Origin of the sequence: Nostoc paludosum FACHB-159, assembly GCF_014698835.1 — a bacterium.
In the GTDB taxonomy this organism is placed as follows: domain Bacteria; phylum Cyanobacteriota; class Cyanobacteriia; order Cyanobacteriales; family Nostocaceae; genus Nostoc; species Nostoc paludosum.
Genome location: NZ_JACJTU010000021.1, coordinates 123,337 through 143,743 on the forward strand (window position 1 = coordinate 123,337; position 20,407 = coordinate 143,743).

Annotated in this window: 21 protein-coding genes and 1 CRISPR repeat array; of the genes, 12 read left to right on the plus strand and 9 right to left on the minus strand. The window is 41.3% G+C overall.

Annotation, left to right across the window (positions count from 1 at the left end; all coding sequences use genetic code 11):
• Positions 1 to 19 precede the first annotated feature (19 nt).
• The 6 genes from H6H03_RS21405 (at position 20) to H6H03_RS21430 (ending at position 4,761) form a co-directional block, all read left to right on the plus strand.
• Entirely contained in the window at positions 20 to 712 is a 693-nt protein-coding gene (locus H6H03_RS21405; RefSeq protein ID WP_190957096.1) for a hypothetical protein, read from the plus strand.
• An 8-nt stretch (positions 713 to 720) separates the two neighbouring features.
• Positions 721 to 2,298 (plus strand): TrbI/VirB10 family protein, encoded by a 1,578-nt coding sequence (locus tag H6H03_RS21410; protein ID WP_190957097.1) that lies wholly within the window; start codon positions 721 to 723, stop codon positions 2,296 to 2,298.
• A gap of 161 nt (positions 2,299 to 2,459) precedes the next feature.
• Positions 2,460 to 3,038: a hypothetical protein gene (locus tag H6H03_RS21415; protein WP_190957098.1), complete on the plus strand. Its 579-nt coding sequence runs from the start codon at positions 2,460 to 2,462 to the stop codon at positions 3,036 to 3,038.
• Between the two features lie 330 nt (positions 3,039 to 3,368).
• A complete protein-coding gene (locus tag H6H03_RS21420; RefSeq protein WP_190957099.1) occupies positions 3,369 to 3,608 on the plus strand; it encodes a hypothetical protein in 240 nt (79 codons plus the stop codon).
• A gap of 63 nt (positions 3,609 to 3,671) precedes the next feature.
• The gene (locus H6H03_RS21425) at positions 3,672 to 3,929 is read left to right on the plus strand and encodes a hypothetical protein (protein WP_190957100.1); all 258 of its coding nucleotides are present in this window, start codon (positions 3,672 to 3,674) and stop codon (positions 3,927 to 3,929) included.
• Positions 3,930 to 4,290: 361 nt separating this feature from the next.
• Positions 4,291 to 4,761 carry a hypothetical protein gene (locus H6H03_RS21430; protein ID WP_199339026.1) on the plus strand — a complete coding sequence of 157 codons (471 nt, stop codon included), beginning with the start codon at positions 4,291 to 4,293 and terminating at the stop codon, positions 4,759 to 4,761.
• Positions 4,762 to 4,964: 203 nt separating this feature from the next.
• Here H6H03_RS21430 and map read toward each other — a convergent pair whose 3' ends face one another.
• The 4 genes from map to H6H03_RS21450 form a co-directional block, all read right to left on the minus strand.
• Complete coding sequence (gene map, locus H6H03_RS21435; RefSeq protein WP_190957101.1) at positions 4,965 to 5,792, minus strand: type I methionyl aminopeptidase; 828 nt, start codon at positions 5,790 to 5,792, stop codon at positions 4,965 to 4,967.
• A 94-nt stretch (positions 5,793 to 5,886) separates the two neighbouring features.
• Complete coding sequence (locus H6H03_RS21440; protein WP_190957102.1) at positions 5,887 to 6,693, minus strand: TIGR01548 family HAD-type hydrolase; 807 nt, start codon at positions 6,691 to 6,693, stop codon at positions 5,887 to 5,889.
• A 45-nt stretch (positions 6,694 to 6,738) separates the two neighbouring features.
• Positions 6,739 to 7,209: a DUF29 domain-containing protein gene (locus H6H03_RS21445; protein WP_190957103.1), complete on the minus strand. Its 471-nt coding sequence runs from the start codon at positions 7,207 to 7,209 to the stop codon at positions 6,739 to 6,741.
• 52 nt (positions 7,210 to 7,261) lie between these two features.
• Positions 7,262 to 7,729: a DUF29 domain-containing protein gene (locus tag H6H03_RS21450; RefSeq protein ID WP_190957104.1), complete on the minus strand. Its 468-nt coding sequence runs from the start codon at positions 7,727 to 7,729 to the stop codon at positions 7,262 to 7,264.
• A gap of 242 nt (positions 7,730 to 7,971) precedes the next feature.
• Between H6H03_RS21450 and H6H03_RS21455 the strand changes: the two genes are divergently transcribed.
• Positions 7,972 to 8,271, plus strand: coding sequence for a 30S ribosomal protein PSRP-3 (locus H6H03_RS21455; protein WP_045870192.1), 300 nt, complete (start codon positions 7,972 to 7,974; stop codon positions 8,269 to 8,271).
• A gap of 22 nt (positions 8,272 to 8,293) precedes the next feature.
• On the opposite strand, the gene H6H03_RS21460 is transcribed toward H6H03_RS21455, so the two are convergent.
• A complete protein-coding gene (locus H6H03_RS21460; RefSeq protein WP_313931890.1) occupies positions 8,294 to 10,102 on the minus strand; it encodes a serine/threonine-protein kinase in 1,809 nt (602 codons plus the stop codon).
• A gap of 472 nt (positions 10,103 to 10,574) precedes the next feature.
• Between H6H03_RS21460 and infC the strand changes: the two genes are divergently transcribed.
• Complete coding sequence (infC, locus tag H6H03_RS21465) at positions 10,575 to 11,108, plus strand: translation initiation factor IF-3 (RefSeq protein ID WP_099069477.1); 534 nt, start codon at positions 10,575 to 10,577, stop codon at positions 11,106 to 11,108.
• Positions 11,109 to 11,385: 277 nt separating this feature from the next.
• On the opposite strand, the gene H6H03_RS21470 is transcribed toward infC, so the two are convergent.
• Positions 11,386 to 11,613, minus strand: a complete 228-nt coding sequence (locus H6H03_RS21470) for a hypothetical protein (RefSeq protein WP_190957105.1) — start codon at positions 11,611 to 11,613, stop codon at positions 11,386 to 11,388.
• Between the two features lie 33 nt (positions 11,614 to 11,646).
• Here H6H03_RS21470 and H6H03_RS21475 point away from each other — a divergent pair, with 33 nt between their 5' ends.
• Positions 11,647 to 14,655, plus strand: a complete 3,009-nt coding sequence (locus tag H6H03_RS21475) for an MFS transporter (RefSeq protein ID WP_190957106.1) — start codon at positions 11,647 to 11,649, stop codon at positions 14,653 to 14,655.
• Positions 14,656 to 14,922: 267 nt separating this feature from the next.
• Positions 14,923 to 16,277: a CRISPR direct-repeat array (repeat unit 37 nt; unit sequence ATTGCAATTAACTAAAATCCCTATTAGGGATTGAAAC).
• Positions 16,278 to 16,325: 48 nt separating this feature from the next.
• Here the strand turns inward: H6H03_RS21475 and H6H03_RS42245 are convergent.
• Positions 16,326 to 16,454, minus strand: coding sequence for a hypothetical protein (locus tag H6H03_RS42245; protein ID WP_449289993.1), 129 nt, complete (start codon positions 16,452 to 16,454; stop codon positions 16,326 to 16,328).
• A gap of 69 nt (positions 16,455 to 16,523) precedes the next feature.
• Here H6H03_RS42245 and H6H03_RS21480 point away from each other — a divergent pair, with 69 nt between their 5' ends.
• Positions 16,524 to 17,204 carry a potassium channel family protein gene (locus H6H03_RS21480; RefSeq protein WP_190957120.1) on the plus strand — a complete coding sequence of 227 codons (681 nt, stop codon included), beginning with the start codon at positions 16,524 to 16,526 and terminating at the stop codon, positions 17,202 to 17,204.
• 19 nt (positions 17,205 to 17,223) lie between these two features.
• Here the strand turns inward: H6H03_RS21480 and H6H03_RS21485 are convergent, their stop codons facing one another.
• Complete coding sequence (locus H6H03_RS21485) at positions 17,224 to 18,570, minus strand: ABC transporter substrate-binding protein (protein ID WP_190957121.1); 1,347 nt, start codon at positions 18,568 to 18,570, stop codon at positions 17,224 to 17,226.
• Positions 18,571 to 18,762: 192 nt separating this feature from the next.
• On the opposite strand from H6H03_RS21485, the gene H6H03_RS21490 reads away from it, so the two are divergent.
• Complete coding sequence (locus H6H03_RS21490; protein WP_190957107.1) at positions 18,763 to 19,521, plus strand: YebC/PmpR family DNA-binding transcriptional regulator; 759 nt, start codon at positions 18,763 to 18,765, stop codon at positions 19,519 to 19,521.
• Between the two features lie 104 nt (positions 19,522 to 19,625).
• Positions 19,626 to 19,802 carry a hypothetical protein gene (locus H6H03_RS21495; RefSeq protein ID WP_190957108.1) on the plus strand — a complete coding sequence of 59 codons (177 nt, stop codon included), beginning with the start codon at positions 19,626 to 19,628 and terminating at the stop codon, positions 19,800 to 19,802.
• 378 nt (positions 19,803 to 20,180) lie between these two features.
• Here H6H03_RS21495 and H6H03_RS21500 read toward each other — a convergent pair whose 3' ends face one another.
• Positions 20,181 to 20,357: a hypothetical protein gene (locus H6H03_RS21500; RefSeq protein ID WP_190957109.1), complete on the minus strand. Its 177-nt coding sequence runs from the start codon at positions 20,355 to 20,357 to the stop codon at positions 20,181 to 20,183.
• Between the last annotated feature and the right edge of the window lie 50 nt (positions 20,358 to 20,407).

Consider the following 20,407-nt stretch of genomic DNA (forward strand, 5'->3'; position numbering starts at 1 on the left):
CGATAACAACAAATTATTAATGCAGATATTTAAATCAGAAAATAAAAAAAGTAACGCCTTACCACTGTTGGCAGTAGGAACATTTAGTTTACATGTATTTACCTTACTGCTCTTGATATTTCATGGGTCTATGTTACAACAGTTAGGCCGGCAACTCACGCCTCAAAGTCTAGTACAACTCGTTGATGGCCGTGTGATTACAGTAGACCCCCAAGAGAATTTAGAGCGACAACCAGAAACTATTCGGCGCTTTGTAGCTGAAACTATGAGCGTAATGCTTACCTGGTCACAGGAACAGCCACCAACAACAGTCTGGGAAATTAGCTCCCAACTCGTGGCTGATGATTTTAAGCAAAAAATGAAGTCACAAGTGACTAACTTAAATCCAGATAGCCAATTTGAAAATGTCAATAGAGGCACTGAAAATGTATTAGTAATCCAAAAAATATCTCAACCTACAAAAATAGGCAATGGCAGATGGAAAGTCGAGATGCTTGCTAATCAATTAACTTTTAGTAGTTATGATAGATTGGGAAAATCTACTTCATTTAATAAACAAATTTTAGTTAGAGCAATAAATGAACCAGCAACTTCACTACCAAATGCGCCGCTACCGTCGCACTTTGCGGTTTACCGCCTTGGTGAAGCCAGACTAGAAATTTATAATGTCTGTGAAATTCAAGATAAAAATTGTTCTGGAAATTCAAAGTAAGCTTTACCATGACTCAATATTCAATTCCGACAGAAACTCCTTCACCAAATCTATTAACTTTAGACACCGACGATCGCCAACCACAAATAGAATATGACGATTGGGAATCACGGATGGCAAGATTGGTTGGCTTTGAAGAAGAATCTTCAAGCCTACGCCAAACATCAGAAGACCCTGCAACGGAGCAACCGTCATCCGAACCAGATGAAGTTAAGACAGAGCAACCCCTCTCATCTAATCCCTTTGCCAAATTAGGTCTAGTAGGTGCCGCTACCTTAGCAGTAGTTTTGGTGGCTGGTGTGTTTTTGTCGCAATTGATGAGTGGTAGTAATCAAAAGCCCAAAAATAATCTCGTCACCCCACAAGTGCGATCGCAACCAACAAACGAAACAACCTCACAACAACTACAAGGCGAAATCGAGACTCTCAAAACCAAATTAGCCCTAACCGAACAAGCACAATCAGTAAAAGCCGCCCAAGAAAGACTGAGAACGCCAAAACCAACCTCCACAGTAGTCTTGGCAGAACCATCAGTTTCTTCCACAAGGAGACAACAAGTGATACCAGCACCCCCACCAACAGCTTACGTCCCTCAGCCGGTCACAATTGAGCGCATCGTCAGAGTACCTGCGCCTCAACCTCTAGTAACACCCCAGCTACCAGTTCTCAGACCCAGCACTCAACCCGTAGTTACCATTACCCCACCACCCCCACCAAGTCCATTCGATGAGTGGACAAGGCTAGCAAAGTTGGGTAGCTACGGCCAAGTAAATGTCACCGAACAACCTAATAACATTGCAGCTGCTCCCCAACCCACAAACGAAACGCAGCCGCCTCAGCAGCCATCTCAACAGACACCAAACCCCAATCCTGCTGAGCAAAACCCAGGACAAGGGCCTGCCGTAGTTAGCCAAGCACAACCACAAGGGCAGAATACCGTAGCGATCGGGACTAGTGCCAAAGCCGTATTGGCAACAGCCATATTTGGCGAAACTACCAGAGGAGGCAATAACGAAGAGCAAACAGATAAAAACGTATTTGTAGTTCGATTGAAAGAACCGCTAAAAGCCGCCAATGGTGAGGTCGCTTTACCTGCAAACACCGAATTTCTCACTGAAATTCGTTCTATTTCCGAACAAGGTCTTGTGCAGATGAACATAACCAAAATTATCTCACAAAATGATGGCAACCTCACAGAACGAAGCTTACCCAACAATTCAATTATTATTCGCGGCAGCAAAGGCAGGCCTTTAATAGGTAATAAATTTCCCGGTCAAAGTTCATCCGTAGCATCAATGGATTTGGGACTATTTGTTTTGGGAGGTATTGGGAAAGCCGCAGAGTTATTAAATCGCACCGACGGTCAAGTTGTCACCATCAATGGTGGAAGCACAGTTGTTAGCAACACTAACACTGGAGAAAATATCCCAGCTGGGATTGTGGAAGGTGGTTTGAACTCCGTAGTACCCCAAATTGCCCAACGCAATCAACAGGCGATCGCTCAAATGTCACAACAAACGAACGTTTGGTTTTTGCCAGCAGGCACAAATGTTGAAATATATGTCAACCAACAAACGCAATTTTAAAAGATAGTAATTATCCCAATTTTAAGCTTTCAAGGCACAGAAATTCACAATTTGGAATTAGGTAATAATTTAATAATTATTTTTTACCTTATCTTCCAATATGCTTGGGATGCTCCCTTTTTAGTTCCCTATTGTATCTACCAATATCCTCATTTACAACCATGAAAAATAATATCAAGTTACCAGGAAATATCCTAAATAGTTCTTATTTCCTACCTATAGCTTCCTTAATTTTCTCGGTTACTATGTTGTTATTGGTAGGTCGTGCTGTAGCTAATAATGCCGTTCTCCGTTCTATATTTTCCTGCCAAGGGCAAGGTTTAGGAGGATTAGTACCTACCCTAGAGGTTTCCTATCAGCAAGGAACAAACTTAAGTTTTATTCCCGCTGGAGAAGTAATTAAAAAAGTTTGGTTAAACGATCCATCACAAGTAACTATAGATTTTGATGGCCCAGTATGTATGCAGTTTGGTCAAAAACCAAACACTACTACCGGAGATTGTAAAAACTCGGCAGCAAACGTAATTCAACTTAGACGAATTCCCAAACTAAATATTCCCGGACTCCCTAAAACTAGCAATACACTTTTAACAGTTGTTACAGAAGGGCAAGGTAGAAACAAACTGTATACTTTTCGAGTGTTATATGGTGAAAATGCTCCAAGCTATCACACTCTAGCAATTTATCCCGATCCTCCTTCTGCTCAGCAACCCTCTTGTGCGATAGAGCCACAATCATAATTAACGTGAGTCTTTAACGGAGGCGCACGTTAATTATGTATTGAGAGTGTTGACGGTTGACTGAGGAGTTTAGCACTTACGCACTGAAGCTTGAAACCCATGCATAAGTCCTAGAGTTATTACAGCAGTTTGCAAATAGATGAGGTATGCAACTGGAGAATTAAATATAGAAATTCTTCTTTTCCCTCCTGCCCCCTGCTCCCTTCCCGCACCAATCAACCGTCAACAATCAAGCATTAACCAATATCTTTACAAATATTCAGATCAAAACTAGGCACAAATTACGAATTCGTGCAAATATAAAGAAAATATTAAAAAAGTTACAAGCTCATGATCGCTCCCAAAATGATGCAACAGCTCTGGGCTGTAATCGAGTCTACCCAGGTCAATACCCTGCTCCAGTTTGATGATGCGGCTTTAGTACAACTGCTCCTCCAGCAGTTAAAAGCCAAGCAAGGGCTTGACGCTCAGGTAGATGGTACACTCAACACTTACATCAAATCTAAACTGCCTCTAATCCGCGATACGGCTGAAGGTCGATTATCATTAGAACAAGGTGGCAATCATTAGGGCAAGAAACCAAATGATTGTTCACTGCAAAGCATACGCTCACAGTCCAAATAGTGCAACAGAATGAACCACTGGCTAATAATTGCCCTGGTAGCTTATCTAATTGGAGCGGCAATTGAAGGGGTGAGTACAGCCAGTCAGCTCTCTGATTCTGTGCCAGAACTAGTTAAAAGTACACAAACTCAGTCTTTGGAGTCTGACAATTCGCGTAATTTGAATAAGCGAGTTGTCGCTGTTATTGTCTCGGTAAGTATTTGTGGAGCTTTTTTCTGGCCTTGCCGCCTGTTTCATCGTTTTATTAAAGGCAAAGTTCGCTCATAAGAAGTTTTGAGATTATAAATTTTGCGTTAATTGCTTAATTTTTGTCGCATCATACACTTGGATGTCAATAAATTGTTCAAAATCACGAGTGTTCCAAGCATTATCAAAATAATTTAGGTCAAAAGATAAAGCTTGAGTAGTGTAAATTTGGACACAATCATTTTCTCAAATTAATAGCTCGGAAGATACACCAGATTGCAACTTTGTGAGATACAGATAGTTGTAAGGGCGAACGGCTGTACGCCCCTAACTCTGTACTTGATTTACCTGAAAAATGCTGTAAAAGCCCAGATAGAGTGACAGTAAAGGAAGACACTGTTTTTCCGTTATCATCGATTAATCGAGTAAACAGTGATAACGTATGATTCATAACCGCATTGCTCAAATAACACTGACAAGTGGATTAGCAATTAGTTTAATACTGGGTTTATCTTTTAAGACTCCAACTACTGCCCAAGAAATATACATTAACGATCGCTGCCAAAAAAATCAACAATTAAATGAATTTGACAGGTTTACTATTTTTTATAAATCTGAATTTCAAACCAAAGGGCAAACTTATTGGTTTTACTCAGGTAGATATCAAGATGGAAGTACTATTATTTGTATTTCACAACCAGGATTTAAACAAGCAAAACCTTTAGAAATAGAAAAAATACAGTCTGGTTACATCGATGGAATTGGTAAAGATCCACGTAACAAAACAGCCTTTCTAGTCACCGTCCGCGAGGGTAATGGTTCCTATGTTCCAATATTCCAATATCGGCTGAATTTGTCCACACCTTCTAAACCTCTATTAACCAAACTCAAGTCTTGGAGATCGCAACAGTAGTGGCGATGCCTCGTAATTTTTTGCAGCTAGGTTAGGACATAAACTGATGGGAAAAGCCCGACAACAAGAGACTTTCTTTTCTGTTGACTGTTGCCTTTTGCCTGCTATAAAATCTCCACAAACCTTTACATAAAAAAATAAAGAGGCAAATCGGCTTCTTTTGACGCTTTACCTCTTTTAATAACACTTAAGTAAACTAGCAATTAAACTTTAGAACGGTCAGTTAAAATCTCATAACCAGTTTCCGTTACCAAGACTGTATGCTCAAACTGAGCCGATAAAGCATTATCCACAGTCACAGCTGTCCAACGGTCAGATAATGTCCGCGTATGTCTAGAACCTGCATTTACAATTGGCTCAATTGCCAGGGTCATTCCCGCACGAAGTTTCACATTTGGCAATTCACGGGTACGGAAGTTAAACACTGAAGGTTCTTCATGTAAATTCCGACCAACACCGTGTCCAGTAAACTCTTCAACGATACTAAAGCCGTTAGCTTTCACATGGTCTTCAATTGGCCCAGCCAGATCGAGCAAGTAGACGCCGGCTTTAACTTGTTCAATGCCCTTATATAAAGCTTCTTCTGCAACGCGAATTAGCTTAGCCGCTAGTGGGGTCACCTCTCCAACAGCGATCGTAATGCAAGAATCACCATGAAAGCCTTGGTAATAAGCGCCTGTATCTACTTTTAATACATCTCCCTGGCGGATTACTTTCTTGGGGCTAGGAATACCATGTACTACTTCATTATTAATACTGGAGCAAATAGAACCTGGAAACCCATGATATCCTTTAAAACTCGGTGTTGCGCCCATTTCGCGGATGCGTTTTTCCGCATAAGCATCCAAGTCAGCCGTCGTCATTCCTGGCTTTACTAACTCAGAAATTTCTTTGAGCACAGTTGCTACAATTGCCGCTGATTGCCGCATGATTTCAATTTCACGCGGGGATTTAATTTCAATTCCTCGACGTTGTTTTTTTGCAGGTGCAGGCTGAGTTGGTTGAGAAAGTAAGTTACTGAAAATGTTCATGGGAAATTAATAATTACTGGCGCTTTACAGCTTAGGTGTCAATGCCTTTTTAGGTTAATTGAGAAATAATATCTATATCTAAATTAGCTTATTTTTAAGCACACACTCTGGTAATTAATTTGTGAATCTGGATTGGGGTCAATTCTTGTACATTAGACAAAACGATCGCAGCTCCAGCTCTAAAGAGAGTTTCACTATATGCCTCACCCCGCGTCGGTGTTTCTTGCACATGAGGCGGTAGAACTCCTACACCAATCCAAGTGCGAGCAGAATCTAAATTCCGTGCTTTCTCCACAGTATACATGTCTGCTACTGTATCTCCCACATACACGATCGCTGAGTTTTGCTCAATTCCATTTTCTAATTCACGAACTGTAGCAAAAAGTCCAGTGGGGTCAGGTTTACCTGGCGCATCCTCCATCGCAATCAACACTGGAGATTGCAAACCCAGACGTTTTTCTAAGACATAGTTAGCCGAAACACGAGTAGCGCCACTGAAAAATCCCCAAGCAATCCCAGCTTGGGTAAGTTGGTCTAAGTAGCTAGGTTCTAATAATAACGGTTCATCACAGATATACCCCGTCAAATTGTTGGGGTCTGGGCCTCGATAACGCGATTGGAAAAAAGCAACGATCGCATTGTAATCTAGTTGCAATTGTTCGCGGCTCTGTCCACCAGCCGTAAAGTAGCGGTAAATTAATTCCTGGGATGCTTCCCAGTCGTTATTCCACACACCTTCCGATTTTAATAGGTCAATATCTACAGGTGTTGGACGATACGCAGCGTTTGTAAAGTATTCTACGGTATCTGCGATCGCTCGGCGATAGGAACCACTCACATCACGCACAACACCATCAATATCGAAAACCACCGCTGTTTTTGGAGAAGTTTCTTGAGTCATGGGGTAGGAAGCAAAACAGTTTTACATCATCATAGAGCTTCACCATTACGACTCAGGTAAAAAATCGGGGTCGAGGATTTGCTGTGGGGTAAAGGGAGATTGTTCGGGGAATGTAGCGATGGGCAACCCAGTTTCAATCACAGCCAGTCCTCTAGCAGCTTGATAGCTTTCCTCAAAAATGCGATCGAAGTGAGGCTTTAAACTTGGACTTTCCTTAAGTGCTTTTTCGATTCGCCTGCGGTGTTCCAAAATTGTATACTGGCAACTGGGCGATCGCCTTTGGGTTTGAATTTGATATTTGAGCAGATGCATCAGCAATACTTCCAGATTGCTCTCCAATGCTCGCCTTTCGCTTCTGCCCATTGTTTCAATTTCTTCAATTAAATTCTCTAAGTCCAGTTGTGTAAAATTCTTTTGCTTGAGCAGTTCTGCTGTGGTTTGAATCCACAAGTAAAAGTCTTGCTCATATAAATCTGAACGAGATGTTATTTGAGATTCGGGCAGTTGAGCAGTCATAAGCATCTGAAGTTAGCGCCGACTACACTTGATGTTAGCCCATATTCAATCATTAATTTGGTAAAAAATCGGGGTCGAGGGCTTGCTCTGGGGTAAAGGGAGATTGTTCGGGAAAAATAGCTACATCCAATTCAGTTTCATCAGCAGCCAACAGTTTAGCGTGGTCATAACACTGCCCAAGAACCTCATCAAAATAGGGTTTGAGGCTAGGACTTTCTTCTAGAGCTTCTCTGAGGCGTTTGCGATGCTCTCGAATCGTTGCTTGCCAACTGCCAGAGCGCTTTTCGGGCTGATACTTATACTTTAATAGATGCATCAGCACCACTTCCAAATTGCTTCTGAGTGCTTTCTTTTCACTCCTACCCATTGTTTCAATTTCTTCAATTAAATTCTCTAAGTCCAGTTGTGTAAAATTCTTTTGTTTGAGCAGTTCTGCTGTGGTTTGAATCCACAAGTAAAAGTCTTGCTCATACAAATCTGAACCAGATGTTATTTGAGATTCGGGCAGTTGAGCAGTCATAAGCATCTGTAGTTAGCGCCGACTACACTTGATGCTAGCCCATTTTCAATCATTAATTTGTCAGTCCCGTTGTCGTCTTCCCATGCCCAATGCCCCATACTTCTCTACGAGAGGCTGCGCCAACGACTACGCTCAGTACAAGTGCCCCATGCCCCACGTATTTGGTCATTGATAGGGTATTGCGTTAAAATAAGCGATCGCTATCCTAGTTAAGTAATGCCCGGAAATTCCCGGAGGTGTGATTGACCAAGTTTATTTTGAAAATTCTGTGGTTAGACGAAAACGTCGCTCTAGCAGTCGATCAAGTTGTTGGCAAAGGCACAAGTCCTTTGACCAAGTACTTTTTCTGGCCGAGAAATGATGCCTGGGAAGAGTTAAAGAAGGAACTCGAATCCAAACACTGGATTAGTGACCTCGATCGCGTCGAGTTGCTTAACAAAGCAACTGAAGTGATTAACTACTGGCAAGAAGAGGGCAGAAACCGCCCAATGGCAGAAGCTCAGTTGAAATTTCCGGAAGTTGCCTTTACAGGTAGCGCTTGATATTCCAAAATCAACTCTCGTGCTATTCTACAAGCTGCCAGAGTTGAATAGTCTTGTCCTTGCTGCCACTTGCAATCAGTTGTGTAACTTGGCTCACAGCAATGGCAGATACTGAGTCTGTATGACCAGAAAGAGTCACAATCTCTTGGGCTGTACTCACTCTCCAGAGTTTAACTGTCTTGTCCCAACTTGCGCTAATCAGGGTTTTGGCATCGGCAGTGAAAGCTACACCGATTACAGACCAGGAATGGCCTGAAAGTGTAGTAATTAGCTGACCAGTGTTTACTTCCCACAATTTAATAGTTTTATCATCGCTACCCGTCGCCAGAATTTTTCCGTCGGGACTAAAAGCGACTGTCAAAACTGCCCATGCATGACCCGAAAGGATACCTAATAAGGTATAGCATGGGCAGTTTTTAAATTCTTTTGGGGAACTTATCTGCCACAGGCGAATTGTTCTGTCATAACTCGCGCTGGCTATAATTTGTCCTTGGGGACTAAAGGCCACCGAATTGACCTGTAATTGATGTCCACTTAAGGTACAAATTTCAGCCCCAGTATTTACATTCCAGAGTTTGACTGTTTTATCCCAGCTACCACTAGCAAGAATCTCACCGTCTGGACTGAAAGCAACTGATTTTACAGCGCGAGAGTGTCCCAATAGAGTAGTTATTTCTTTTAATGTGCTGATATCCCACAATTTGATAGTTTTATCGTCGCTAGCACTTGCCAAAATTTTGCCATCAGGACTAAAAGCAACTGATTTTACCGCTTGTGAATGTCCCAATAACTTAGCTAAAACTTTTTTAGTATTTAAATCCCACAATTTGATGTTTTTATCATCAGAAGTACTGGCTAAAATTTTGCCTTCAGGGCAGAATGCAAGACTATTCACACTACTCAATACAGTGGAATTTTCAACCAAAGTAGATGAGCAGTGCCACAGAGGATTTGGTAATTTCAAAAGTTGGGGTTTACCTTCGATACCCATTGCTTGCATAACTTCATCAGCTGATTGAAACCGCTGACTAACAATATTTTCTAGTAATTTATCAAGGATTTTTGCCAAAGAGAAATGTTTTGCGTCTTGTTGCCAGATATCGCCTTTAGTAGCCAGATAATCTCGCCAAACCCAGCAATTATTTCCAACATCAAATAAATCAAAGGGAGAAATTTCGGTCAGTAGATAAATGCAAGTGACACCTAGACTATAAAGGTCGCTAGCAAAAACAGCTTTTCCTGCTGTTTGCTCTGGTGCAGCATATTCTGGACTACCGATATTGTTTTGGGCTGTTAGGTAATCAAGTTCTGTGACAATTTTTGCCGCGCTAAAATCAACTATGACTAGATTTGCTTTATCTTTGGAGCTAGAGGGGGTTCTACAGATAATATTTTCGGGTTTAATATCGCGGTGGATGATATGGCGATCGCTAATAAACTGCAAAACTGGTAACAAATCCTCTAAAATTTGCCAAACCTGAGTTTCATTAAAAGCCCCTTCCTCTTCAACTATCTGAGCTAAATTTCTACCTGGAATAAACTCTTGCACTAAATAAAAGTGCTGTTCTTGCTGAAAATAACTCAATAAAGCCGGAATCTGAGGATGCTTTCCTAATTGCTCTAGCTGCTGCGCCTTTTGGTCAAAATATTTAGATGTTTCACACTCTGCCGATAATTCTTGAATCACGCAAGGAGTTGGAGGAAACTGACCTTCATCTACAGCCAAGAAGGTTTTGCAGAATCCCCCTTTCCCAATTCGTTTAATTAAACGATAACGTCCTTCTAAAAGCAAAATTTTCCTGCCAGCTAGGGCGCGGGCAATATTACCCACCCTACAAAAACATCTCCATACTCGACCCCTACTGCTGTATCTAGGTCATTGTACTTTCTCAAAGATAGCTACTCCATTTATCTAAGTAAATTTAACAATATTTTTAATAATAAATGTTACTATAATTACTAAATGTAAGATAATGTGTTACATTCTAATTTGCTAAATGTTTTGTATCTGTAATCTTGCTATTGTGGACATTATCTGGCCGATCTGAGATTCTAAAGTATTGACAAATAATTTTCACAATACTTAATATTTAGCAATGATGTGTAATTTAGATTAACTATTGCACAGAAATTCTCTCACAATGAGTAGAATGACAAATACAGCGACCCAACTATTTCATGAATTAGTTACCCTAGAACTGTAGACTTGTGTTTTCAGTCCTGACTTATTTCAGTATTTTGCCTCAAAGGCATACCAGTCAAAACCACACCAAATCCTTCATTCAGAGCTCCCACAAATCATAATGCCTGTGATTGAGAAAAAAAGAACTCGCGATCTGCCCCAAATTAACGAACGAATTCGCTTCCCGAAAATTCGGGTCATTGACACAGACGGCGGTCAGTTAGGAATTATGCCCCCTCAAGAAGCACTACAACTAGCAGAGGAGAAAGAACTAGATTTAGTGCTACTGAGTGACAAAGCTGACCCGCCAGTTTGTCGGATTATGGACTACGGGAAATACAAGTTTGAGCAGGAGAAAAAGGCGCGGGAAGCACGTAAAAAACAGCACACGGCTGATGTCAAAGAAGTTAAGATGCGCTACAAAATAGAAGAACACGACTACAACGTCCGTGTCAAGCAAGCAGAGCGCTTTTTAAAAGATGGTGATAAAGTCAAAGCTACTGTGATGTTTCGGGGTCGAGAAATCCAACATAGCGATCTCGCAGAAGATTTGCTCAAACGCATGGCAACGGACTTAGAGCCATTTGGTGAGGTTCAGCAAGCGCCCAAAAAAGAAGGGCGAAATATGATGATGCTCCTCTCACCCAAAAAATAATCTTCTAATTTTTCAATAGATTAAGTAAAGAAAATCCCTTGGCTTCTAGCCAGGGGATTTTTTCATTTTGGGGCATTGGGGATTGGAAGTGCTGAGTTATGAGTTAAGAGTTAAGAGTTATGAGTTATCTCCTTGCCCCGTTGTCTTCAGTAGGGGCGTACAGCTGTACGCCTCTACAAAGGATTCATAATATTGCAAATATTTTTGTCAATAGTATCAGGTTGTATAAATTTATCTCAAATCGATAGTCCTGAAGCTTGAGTGGGAAAGATAATACTCAGTTGCTCAGGACTTTTGTAATGTCTGGGCGATGAGAATGAGGCAGGTAACAAAGCAGGGGGAGCAGGGAGCAGAGGGGTAGGGGAGACAAGGAAGTGTGGGGAGTGTGGGGAGTGTGGGAAGAGAGGGGGGAAAGATTTCTTCTCCATCCTCCCACACCTCCCACACCTCCCACACCTCCCACACCTCCCACACCTCCCCGCTTGCCCCATACCCCATGCCCCATGCCCCATCCGCAATGCCCATTACGTAAAACTGCATGGAACTGAAAAATCACTGGTTGGCTGTAAATAGAGTTGCTTTACCACGATTGCTACAGTGGGTAAATCTCCGGCCAGAGGAGAGCGAACGCACTCAGATGATGTTCGTATTTTACACTATTGTATCTGTAGGATTGCGGTGGGCGGAGGATAGTACAGTAGCGCTGTTTTTGGGCGAATATGAGACTAATCTACTACCTTGGATGTATATTGCCAGTGCTGTAATGAGTACAGGACTGGTTTTTTTATATTCTTGGTTGCAAAAGGTTTTTCCTTTACGTCAGGTGATTGTGGCGATCGCACCTTGCATGGTAACGCCATTAGTTTTACTAGTTTTATTACGTTGGGGCAGTGGTGTCTCCTACCTGGCAGTAATTTCAGTGTTTTTGCTGCGGCTGTGGGTAGATGCACTTTATGTGCTTAATGACCTCAACACGTCCATTGTTGCCAATCAAATATTTAACATTCGAGAGATTAAGCGCACTTACCCACTAGTCAGTAGTGGGCTATTGGTAGCAGATGTTATTAGTGGTTTTAGTTTGCCTTGGTTGGTAGAGTACGCCAGACTGAACAAGGTGATCCTCATCGCCTGTGTGGTGATTTTATTTGGATCAGCGATTTTATTTTATTTAACTCATCAGTATCGAGCAGCTTTTCCCGAAACTCCACAAATTACAATTCTTGGGGAACAAGCTTCACGACAGCGTTTCCTTAAAAGTCCTTTGAAGCGCTATGTTTGGCATTTATTTGCTTTTGTCGGTCTGTTGCAGGTGATTGGGTTGTTAGTGGATTTTCAGTATTTGCGCGAACTCCAATCGAGTTTAAACGACCGCGAAATCGCTAGCTTCTTAGGCCTATTTGGTGGCATGTTGGGCTTGTGTGAGTTGTTAATCCAGTGGTTTGTTTCTAGCCGACTGATTGAACGGATGGGAGTATTTTTCACTGCCACACTTTTACCAATTGCTGTAGGCTTTTTACTACCAGGAGTGCTGATATTTTTGCATTTAATTCCAGGGATGCAAGGGCAAAGCTTTTTCTGGGGTCTTGTAATTGTCAAGTTCTGTGATGAACTTTTACGCTACACCTTTGTGATGAGTAGCGGCCCCATACTCTATCAACCGATTCCTGAAGCAATTCGCAGCCAGATGCAGACCTTATCTGGCGGAACAGCCGAAGCGATCGCCACAGGGTTGACAGGATTGGTAATTTTTGTCACTTTATTAACTTGTGGGCATTTTGTACCTGAGCCGCTGCAAAAATGGGTGTTAGTCGCAGAAACAATGCTGATAGCTGGCACTTGTTTAAAAGTAGTTTGCCAATTGCGATCGCGTTATGTTGATTTGTTAGTTTTAAGTGTGGCACGGGGTCAACTGAGTGCGACAAATGTCGGTCTAAAATTCTTTAAGCAGGGCGTAGTCAAAGCATTAGCTGAAAAAGGCAACGAGGCAGACAAACACTCTTGTATTGAACTTTTAGCCCAAATTGATTCCCAAGGTGCTGCGGAAGTTTTAGCACCCTTATTAGTCAAGTTAACCCCGGATTTGCAGTGCAAGAGTTTGGAAGTGATGCTGATGGGAGGCGCAAATCCCGCCTATGTACCCGCTATCCGTCCTTTGTTAGAACAACCCCAAGAAACTAACCCCGAAGTTTTTGCCCTAGCGCTGCGCTATATTTGGCTAGCTGAACCCAATCCCAATTTAAGCCTCCTCGAAGAATACCTGAACTCCCGACATAACTCACTCATCCGCGCCACCGCTGCTGCTTTAGTCTTACGCCAAGGAACCCCCATCCAAAAAGTAGCAGCTACCAAAACCATGCGCCGGATGCTGACTCATAAGCAAGAACGCGAACGGATAAATGGAGTCAAAGCCCTCAGAGAAGCAGTTTATTTACAAGCGTTACGAATTCATATTCCGAATTTGTTACAAGATGAATCATTAAGGGTGCGCTGTGCGGTGTTGGAAATGATTGCAGCAACGCATTTAGAAGAGTACTATTGTGCCCTGATTGCCGCACTTTACTACAAGTCAACCCGTAGCACAGCAATGTTAGCCTTAACCCGACTGGAAAACGAAGCCCTAGAAATGCTGTTGCAGTTGGCTACAAATATTTACAAACCAGAAGTAGTGCGGATGTATGCTTGGCGTACCATTGCTCAAATTGGTACCCAAGAAGCAATGGAGGCTTTATGGGAAAATTTAGAAAGGTGTTGGGGTACTACTAGAGATCATATTCTTCACAGCTTACTGAAAATACACAAACAACCGGGAGCTACAGGTTTAGGCGATCGCTTTTATGAAAGTCGGGTAGAAAAATTAATCGAGCAGGAATTACGATTTTTAGGTGAAATTTACGCTGCTTATATCGACTTTCAAAATGTAGATAAACAAGACGATTATCAATCCAGTGAGAGGATTTTAATTGTCTGTGAATTATTGCAACGCTCCCTCAAAGAATTGGAATTAGATGTAAGAGAAAGGTTATTACTACTACTGAGACTGCTTTACTCGCCAGAAAAGATGCAAGCAGCAGCGTTTAATTTACGATCGCTCTCAGTGGTAAACTTAGCGCGGGGTTTAGAAATCTTAGAACACACCGTAACTTTGCCTTCCAAATCTCTATTGTTGAATATTTTAGATAAGCGAACAGAGCCAGAAAAATTACAACATTTAGTAGAAGCAAAGATTGTGGAATATGAGAGTATGTTAGTTAGCGATCGCCTCCACAGATTGCTGCTGTTGGGCAATTTGCTCTCTGATTGGTGTCTAGCTTGCTGTTTTCATTTTGCTCAAGTTGCACGTATCAGACTCACAAGTTCTGAGATTTTAGCCAGTTTACGTCATCCAACAGGCTTTGTTCGAGAAGCAGCGATCGCATACTTGAATATGGTTTCACAGCGCGTCCTCTTCCAAATCCTACCCCAACTGCAAAACGATCCACACCCTCTAGTAGCCGCCCAAGTTAAGGAATTGCTCGAAAAATACCAATTCAAAAATTACAAGAAGTAGTGCCAAGTCTACATCCAATCAGACTAATCTCTTTGCTGAGTGCGCGGATGGGTAGGTGTTTATGAACAGCTAACTACCAAAATGGCTAAATTGCCCTCTATGTAAGAATTTGACGCCAATAGTATGTCTCAACCATCCGCGCACCTTATCCAGCCTAGCTTTCAGCGATTTGCATCTAGTAAAATTACAAATTTTTGTGTTATGATTACCCCATCCGCGCAACAGAACCTTGAAAACTAAATATCACAGCGCTTTTAGACGCCCGCTATTGCAATTAACTAAAATCCCTATTAGGGATTGAAACAGAAAAAACCTGGGCAGTGAGCGGAGTTGTTGGTATTGCAATTAACTAAAATCCCTATTAGGGATTGAAACGGGACGATTGATTGCAGGACAACCAGTACAACAAGCATTGCAATTAACTAAAATCCCTATTAGGGATTGAAACTTGTCTTTCCTTACCCTAACTTTGCCGACTTTGATTGCAATTAACTAAAATCCCTATTAGGGATTGAAACTTTCGCAAGATTGGACCGATTGATAAACCAAAGGGAATTGCAATTAACTAAAATCCCTATTAGGGATTGAAACATTCTTCAAGGCGTCGATAATAGCGTATACTTCGGATATTGCAATTAACTAAAATCCCTATTAGGGATTGAAACGTCGAGTTCATCGCGTAAAGATGCACCCGTGTGATTGCAATTAACTAAAATCCCTATTAGGGATTGAAACGATCGCACTTCGCGTCAGTCCCGTGTCGGCAGGGTATTGCAATTAACTAAAATCCCTATTAGGGATTGAAACGCTCCAAGCAGAAGCAGTACCTACACCATCAAGAGTGATTGCAATTAACTAAAATCCCTATTAGGGATTGAAACTGGTAAAAAACCTGTGGCGATCGCCGCCTTGATTTCCTCAACGGTAAAATCAGATTGCAATTAACTAAAATCCCTATTAGGGATTGAAACTAACCATGCCAGCAGATGGCAATGTAGTAGATCCTGAATTGCAATTAACTAAAATCCCTATTAGGGATTGAAACCTGATAAAATTTGGCAAGGTGAAGTGATAGGTATGAATTGCAATTAACTAAAATCCCTATTAGGGATTGAAACAAACACTCCTTCCACAGCTTCCCATGAACCTCTTTATTGCAATTAACTAAAATCCCTATTAGGGATTGAAACGACGGTAGCCCGCGAGAATACATCAATTTTCGGGCATTGCAATTAACTAAAATCCCTATTAGGGATTGAAACAATGATGCCAAGCTTTTTGAAGTGGTGATGGATGGGATTGCAATTAACTAAAATCCCTATTAGGGATTGAAACCATAAATATCGCCTTCTTGGTAAAAATTCACCTGATTGCAATTAACTAAAATCCCTATTAGGGATTGAAACTGGGATATTAAAATCAGAGGGGTATCTAATTGTATTGCAATTAACTAAAATCCCTATTAGGGATTGAAACGCCAAATCTTGCATTGCTTCAAAGAACCATGTATCAATTGCAATTAACTAAAATCCCTATTAGGGATTGAAACCAGCCGCTTGGAGAGAAGCTTATGCCCAGTTCAAAGATTGCAATTAACTAAAATCCCTATTAGGGATTGAAACACTCAAATGCTAGTGACTGGCACTGGCTACCTGCGACTCTAATTGCAATTAACTAAAATCCCTATTTAAAGATTGCAACGATCGCACTAAGCAACTGGCGATCGCCATCCAGAGCAACTGGATTTGCTCTAGGGGAATCAATAAGTGCAAAGATACAGCCAACCACTTTTCAAACAACCTCTTAGACCTTCATTCCTTGTTAGCCTAGAGACTAAAGTACAAACTCCAAGAGCATTAGGAATATTCATGTACGTATTAATTGGTGGAGCAGGTTTAGTGGGGCTAAGTTTAGCGCAGAAGCTGGTAGAGTTGGGGCATACTGTTGCGGTTATCGATATTGACCCTACCGCTTGTCGTTATGCCCGCGAACAAGTTGGGGCAATGGCTTTTGAAGGAAGTGCTGTGAGTACAGAAGTATTGTTAGAAGCTGGGATTCGCAAAGCCAGCTCTTTGGCTGCTGTGCTACGCAGTGATGCCTTAAACTTGGCAATGGTAACTCTTGCTAAACATTATGGCGTTCCTCATATTTTAAGTCGGATGCGTCACCCCGATTTTGCTGAACCCCTACGTCTGGCGGGAGCTAACCATATCATCAGTACTGTTGAACTATCGGTGTCAACAATGGTAAATGCCATCGAGTATCCACAAGTAGAATCGATGATGCATTTTGAGCAAGGACAGATTGAGGTGTTAAAACTTTCTATCCCAAATAATTGCTATGTTGTTGGTCGTAGCGTTGCTGAAATTGCTCAGGATTCTCGGTTTCCCACTGGTTCGCTAATTATTGGCTATCAACCTCATCCCCACGAAAATTTGATGATTCCTAATGGTAGTACAGTGCTGGAACCTGATTCAACTGTACTGATTGTAACTAAACCAGGATGTTTACACCAAGTCATCGATTTTATCGAAGGCTGTAATAGTTGATAATTAATTTTAGGGTTAATTATTCAAAAATCAAATCTAAACGTTGTTGGGTTTCTTCAAGTGCTTTTGTTGGTGAAGATTTACCCAACAATACAGATTCAATTGCCCGTCCTAAGCTGTCGGAAATTCGATTGTAACCAGGAAAAATCGGACGCGATCGCCCATATTTTGCTTGTTCTAAAAATACTTTCACTTGGGGAATTTTATTCATAAATTCCTGATATTTTGGATTTTCACGAGACTTCAAATTCACTGGTAAATAGCCAGTTCCTAAGGCTAATTCTGTCTGGAATTCTTCACTCAAAGCATACTCAACAAACTTAAAGGCTGCTTTTTCGCGTTCTGGTGTAGTTTTGAAAAAGAAGAGATTCTCACCACCAATTACAGTAGCAGGTTTTTCACCAACAGGAATGGGAAAAACATCAAAATCGACGCCAGTGGTTTGAAATTGTCCCAGATTCCAAGGGCCATTTAATTGCATTGCGACTTTACCACTGAGCAAGTCATCTGTCTCATAACCGCGTTCTGGCCCAGATAAAATAGCAGAACCTTGGGTAATTAAATCACGCCAGAATTGCAAAGCTGCGATCGCCCCTTGATTATCTTTCAAATCTACAGCTGCGGCATTCTGTGAATCACCACTCACTAACTCGCCACCGCTACTCCACATAAACGGTAGCCAAGTGAACACTGTAAATTCCCCTTTCCCCAAAGGCAGAAACATGCCATATCGATCTGTTCGCCCATCGCCATTGGTATCGCGAGTCAATTTTTTAGCAACTTGCCCAAACTCCTCCCAAGTGCGGGGTAATTCAGTAATTCCCGCTTCCTTAAACAAACTTGGACGATAAAAAATACCAACATTATTCGTCGCAAACGGCACAGACCAAATCTTGCCGTTATATTTCATTGATGCATACAAAGTAGGGTCAATTTCGCCTTTAATTGGAGATTTTTCTAGCATTTCATCCAAAGGTAAAAGCGCCCCAAGTTCCACCAATTGACCGGCGATCGTCGGATTGTACCACAACAAATCAGGAGGTGCATTGCCTACAACTGCTGCCAAAATCTTAGGCGTTTGCTGATCCTGTTGTCCGACATAAAGCGATTCTACTTGAATATCTGGGTGAGATTGATTGAATTTGTCCACCAGCTTTTGCAGTACATCCCGATTTGGCGGCGGATTTACCCCTTGCCACAAAGTTAAATGAATTACATTATCTTGCTTAACACCGGGTAGAATAGCTTGACACCCAGCTATAGCTACTATGCCCACCAATAATATCAGCAGCAACTTCCTCAAGTAGTTGGGCAGTTTGTTTCTTTTTCGCTTGGGATGCCAAGGAGGCGAAAAATAATCTTGCATGATGTTTATGAAATTAGGCATTAGGTATTGGGTATTAAATACTGAGAAACTATTCCTAAATATTTATTTTCTAGTCCCCATTCCCCAGTCCCTAGTTCCCTAGTCCTCAGTCTCTTCTAGCAAATGTACCTTTGCATCTAGGCAAAAGCTAGGTATATTCTATCTTTGGTAGAGTTTTGATAATTTAAGGTTATGGCAGGACATAGTAAATGGGCAAATATTAAGCGCCAGAAGGCGGTAGTAGATGCAAAAAAGGGAAAAACCTTCACTCAGCTATCTAGGGCGATTATTGTTGCGGCTAGAAGTGGCGTACCAGATCCAGCGCTGAATTTTCAACTTCGCACAGCGATCGACAAGGCAAAAGCAGCAAGTATTCCTAATGATAATATTGAACGGGCGATCGCTAAAGGTGCAGGCACTTTTGGTACAGACAGTGCCAATTTTGAAGCGATTCGCTACGAAGGTTACGGCCCCGGTGGTGTAGCAATTTTGATTGAAGCGCTGACAGATAACCGCAATCGCACAGCCGCTGATTTACGTGCAGCTTTTAGTAAAAATGGCGGTAATCTCGGTGAAACAGGTTGCGTTAGCTGGATGTTTGACCAAAAAGGGGTTTGTATCGTCCAGGGTGTGGTTAACGAAGAACAGCTTTTAGAAGCATCCCTAGAAGGTGGTGCCGAGTCTTATGAAATGACTGAAGATGAAATGTCTGAGGTTTTTACTGAAATCGGAAATTTAGAAACCCTCAGCCAGACACTCAAGGATAAAGGCTTTAAGGTGACTGATGCTGAATTGCGCTGGGTTCCCAGTAATAGTGTAGAAGTTACAGATCCCGAACAGGCGCGATCGCTTTTTAAATTAATTGACACTCTAGAAGGCTTAGATGATGTTCAAAATGTCACAGCTAACTTTGAAGTTGCAGAAGAATTGATGAGTCTCAGCATTTCTTAATAAAAATCTCTCCCAAGAGACATGAAAGATTCACATCAATTACAACGTAATGACATACACCTATTGGATAGTTGTACTGTTCAACAATTGATGAGGAATTGCAAGTGAATAACTTCGCTAAAGCTTTCGTTTTGGCTTTAATATTTGCTGCGCCAGTAGCTATTTCTGCACCTGCTGTTCAAGCTGTAACTATCCACTCTACTAAAATAAAAGCTGCCAAAGTTCATCAGAAACATTACAAACACCACAAGCATCACTTAGTTCACAAAGCTCATAAATAGTTAGTCTTAACTACAAAAAATTGTAGTAAATCTGTAATTAAGTTTAGTCTTCGTTTTACACCAACACCATTGTATTATTCAACCCGCTGTAATTTCTCATAATCAGCGGGTATTTCCAATTACAGCAGTTTTCATTTGCATGAGGTAGAAATTGATTGGTTTTGAGGCAGAAGGCAGGAGGCAGGGGGCAGAAGAAGAATTTTTATATTTAATTTTCTAGTTGTGTACCTCATTTGGTTGCAAACTGGTGTAATTCATACTTGTTAAAGATTTACGGAAAATTTGATTTTGTTGAAATATTATACAACCTAGCTTCTAAAGCCAGCGATAAAGCTTATTTGACTTCGGAATTTAAAATTTTTTAATTATATTTGAATTTCATGATTTATTAGGGTCGGTGTTGCCACTAATAATTGCTTGGAACACATTCCCTACTAAAGATAAAAATGCTGCAACTAGCAATATGAGCATTAAACTAGCAAGAGCAGCAAAGGGAGAGGTGACAAACAAAAGTAAAAATGCAAACATTAAAATTGTTAGTAGTGTTCTATTCATCTTTTTTAGCCTTTTAGAGTTACTTATCTCAAATTAACTAATTCAGTCAT

What these genes read in the sequence shown, in the direction of transcription:
- H6H03_RS21500 (WP_190957109.1), bottom strand. Translation starts at nt 20,357, where the DNA reads ATGAATAGAACACTACTAACAATTTTAATGTTTGCATTTTTACTTTTG.
- map (WP_190957101.1), bottom strand. Translation starts at nt 5,792, where the DNA reads ATGAACATTTTCAGTAACTTACTTTCTCAACCAACTCAGCCTGCACCT.
- H6H03_RS21480 (WP_190957120.1), top strand. Translation starts at nt 16,524, where the DNA reads ATGTACGTATTAATTGGTGGAGCAGGTTTAGTGGGGCTAAGTTTAGCG.
- H6H03_RS21425 (WP_190957100.1), top strand. Translation starts at nt 3,672, where the DNA reads ATGAACCACTGGCTAATAATTGCCCTGGTAGCTTATCTAATTGGAGCG.
- H6H03_RS21405 (WP_190957096.1), top strand. Translation starts at nt 20, where the DNA reads ATGCAGATATTTAAATCAGAAAATAAAAAAAGTAACGCCTTACCACTG.
- H6H03_RS21470 (WP_190957105.1), bottom strand. Translation starts at nt 11,613, where the DNA reads ATGGGGCATGGGGTATGGGGCAAGCGGGGAGGTGTGGGAGGTGTGGGA.
- H6H03_RS21420 (WP_190957099.1), top strand. Translation starts at nt 3,369, where the DNA reads ATGATCGCTCCCAAAATGATGCAACAGCTCTGGGCTGTAATCGAGTCT.
- H6H03_RS21430 (WP_199339026.1), top strand. Translation starts at nt 4,291, where the DNA reads ATGATTCATAACCGCATTGCTCAAATAACACTGACAAGTGGATTAGCA.
- H6H03_RS21475 (WP_190957106.1), top strand. Translation starts at nt 11,647, where the DNA reads ATGGAACTGAAAAATCACTGGTTGGCTGTAAATAGAGTTGCTTTACCA.
- H6H03_RS21440 (WP_190957102.1), bottom strand. Translation starts at nt 6,693, where the DNA reads ATGACTCAAGAAACTTCTCCAAAAACAGCGGTGGTTTTCGATATTGAT.
- H6H03_RS21445 (WP_190957103.1), bottom strand. Translation starts at nt 7,209, where the DNA reads ATGACTGCTCAACTGCCCGAATCTCAAATAACATCTCGTTCAGATTTA.
- H6H03_RS21415 (WP_190957098.1), top strand. Translation starts at nt 2,460, where the DNA reads ATGAAAAATAATATCAAGTTACCAGGAAATATCCTAAATAGTTCTTAT.
- infC (WP_099069477.1), top strand. Translation starts at nt 10,575, where the DNA reads ATGCCTGTGATTGAGAAAAAAAGAACTCGCGATCTGCCCCAAATTAAC.
- H6H03_RS21485 (WP_190957121.1), bottom strand. Translation starts at nt 18,570, where the DNA reads ATGCAAGATTATTTTTCGCCTCCTTGGCATCCCAAGCGAAAAAGAAAC.
- H6H03_RS21490 (WP_190957107.1), top strand. Translation starts at nt 18,763, where the DNA reads ATGGCAGGACATAGTAAATGGGCAAATATTAAGCGCCAGAAGGCGGTA.
- H6H03_RS21450 (WP_190957104.1), bottom strand. Translation starts at nt 7,729, where the DNA reads ATGACTGCTCAACTGCCCGAATCTCAAATAACATCTGGTTCAGATTTG.
- H6H03_RS21410 (WP_190957097.1), top strand. Translation starts at nt 721, where the DNA reads ATGACTCAATATTCAATTCCGACAGAAACTCCTTCACCAAATCTATTA.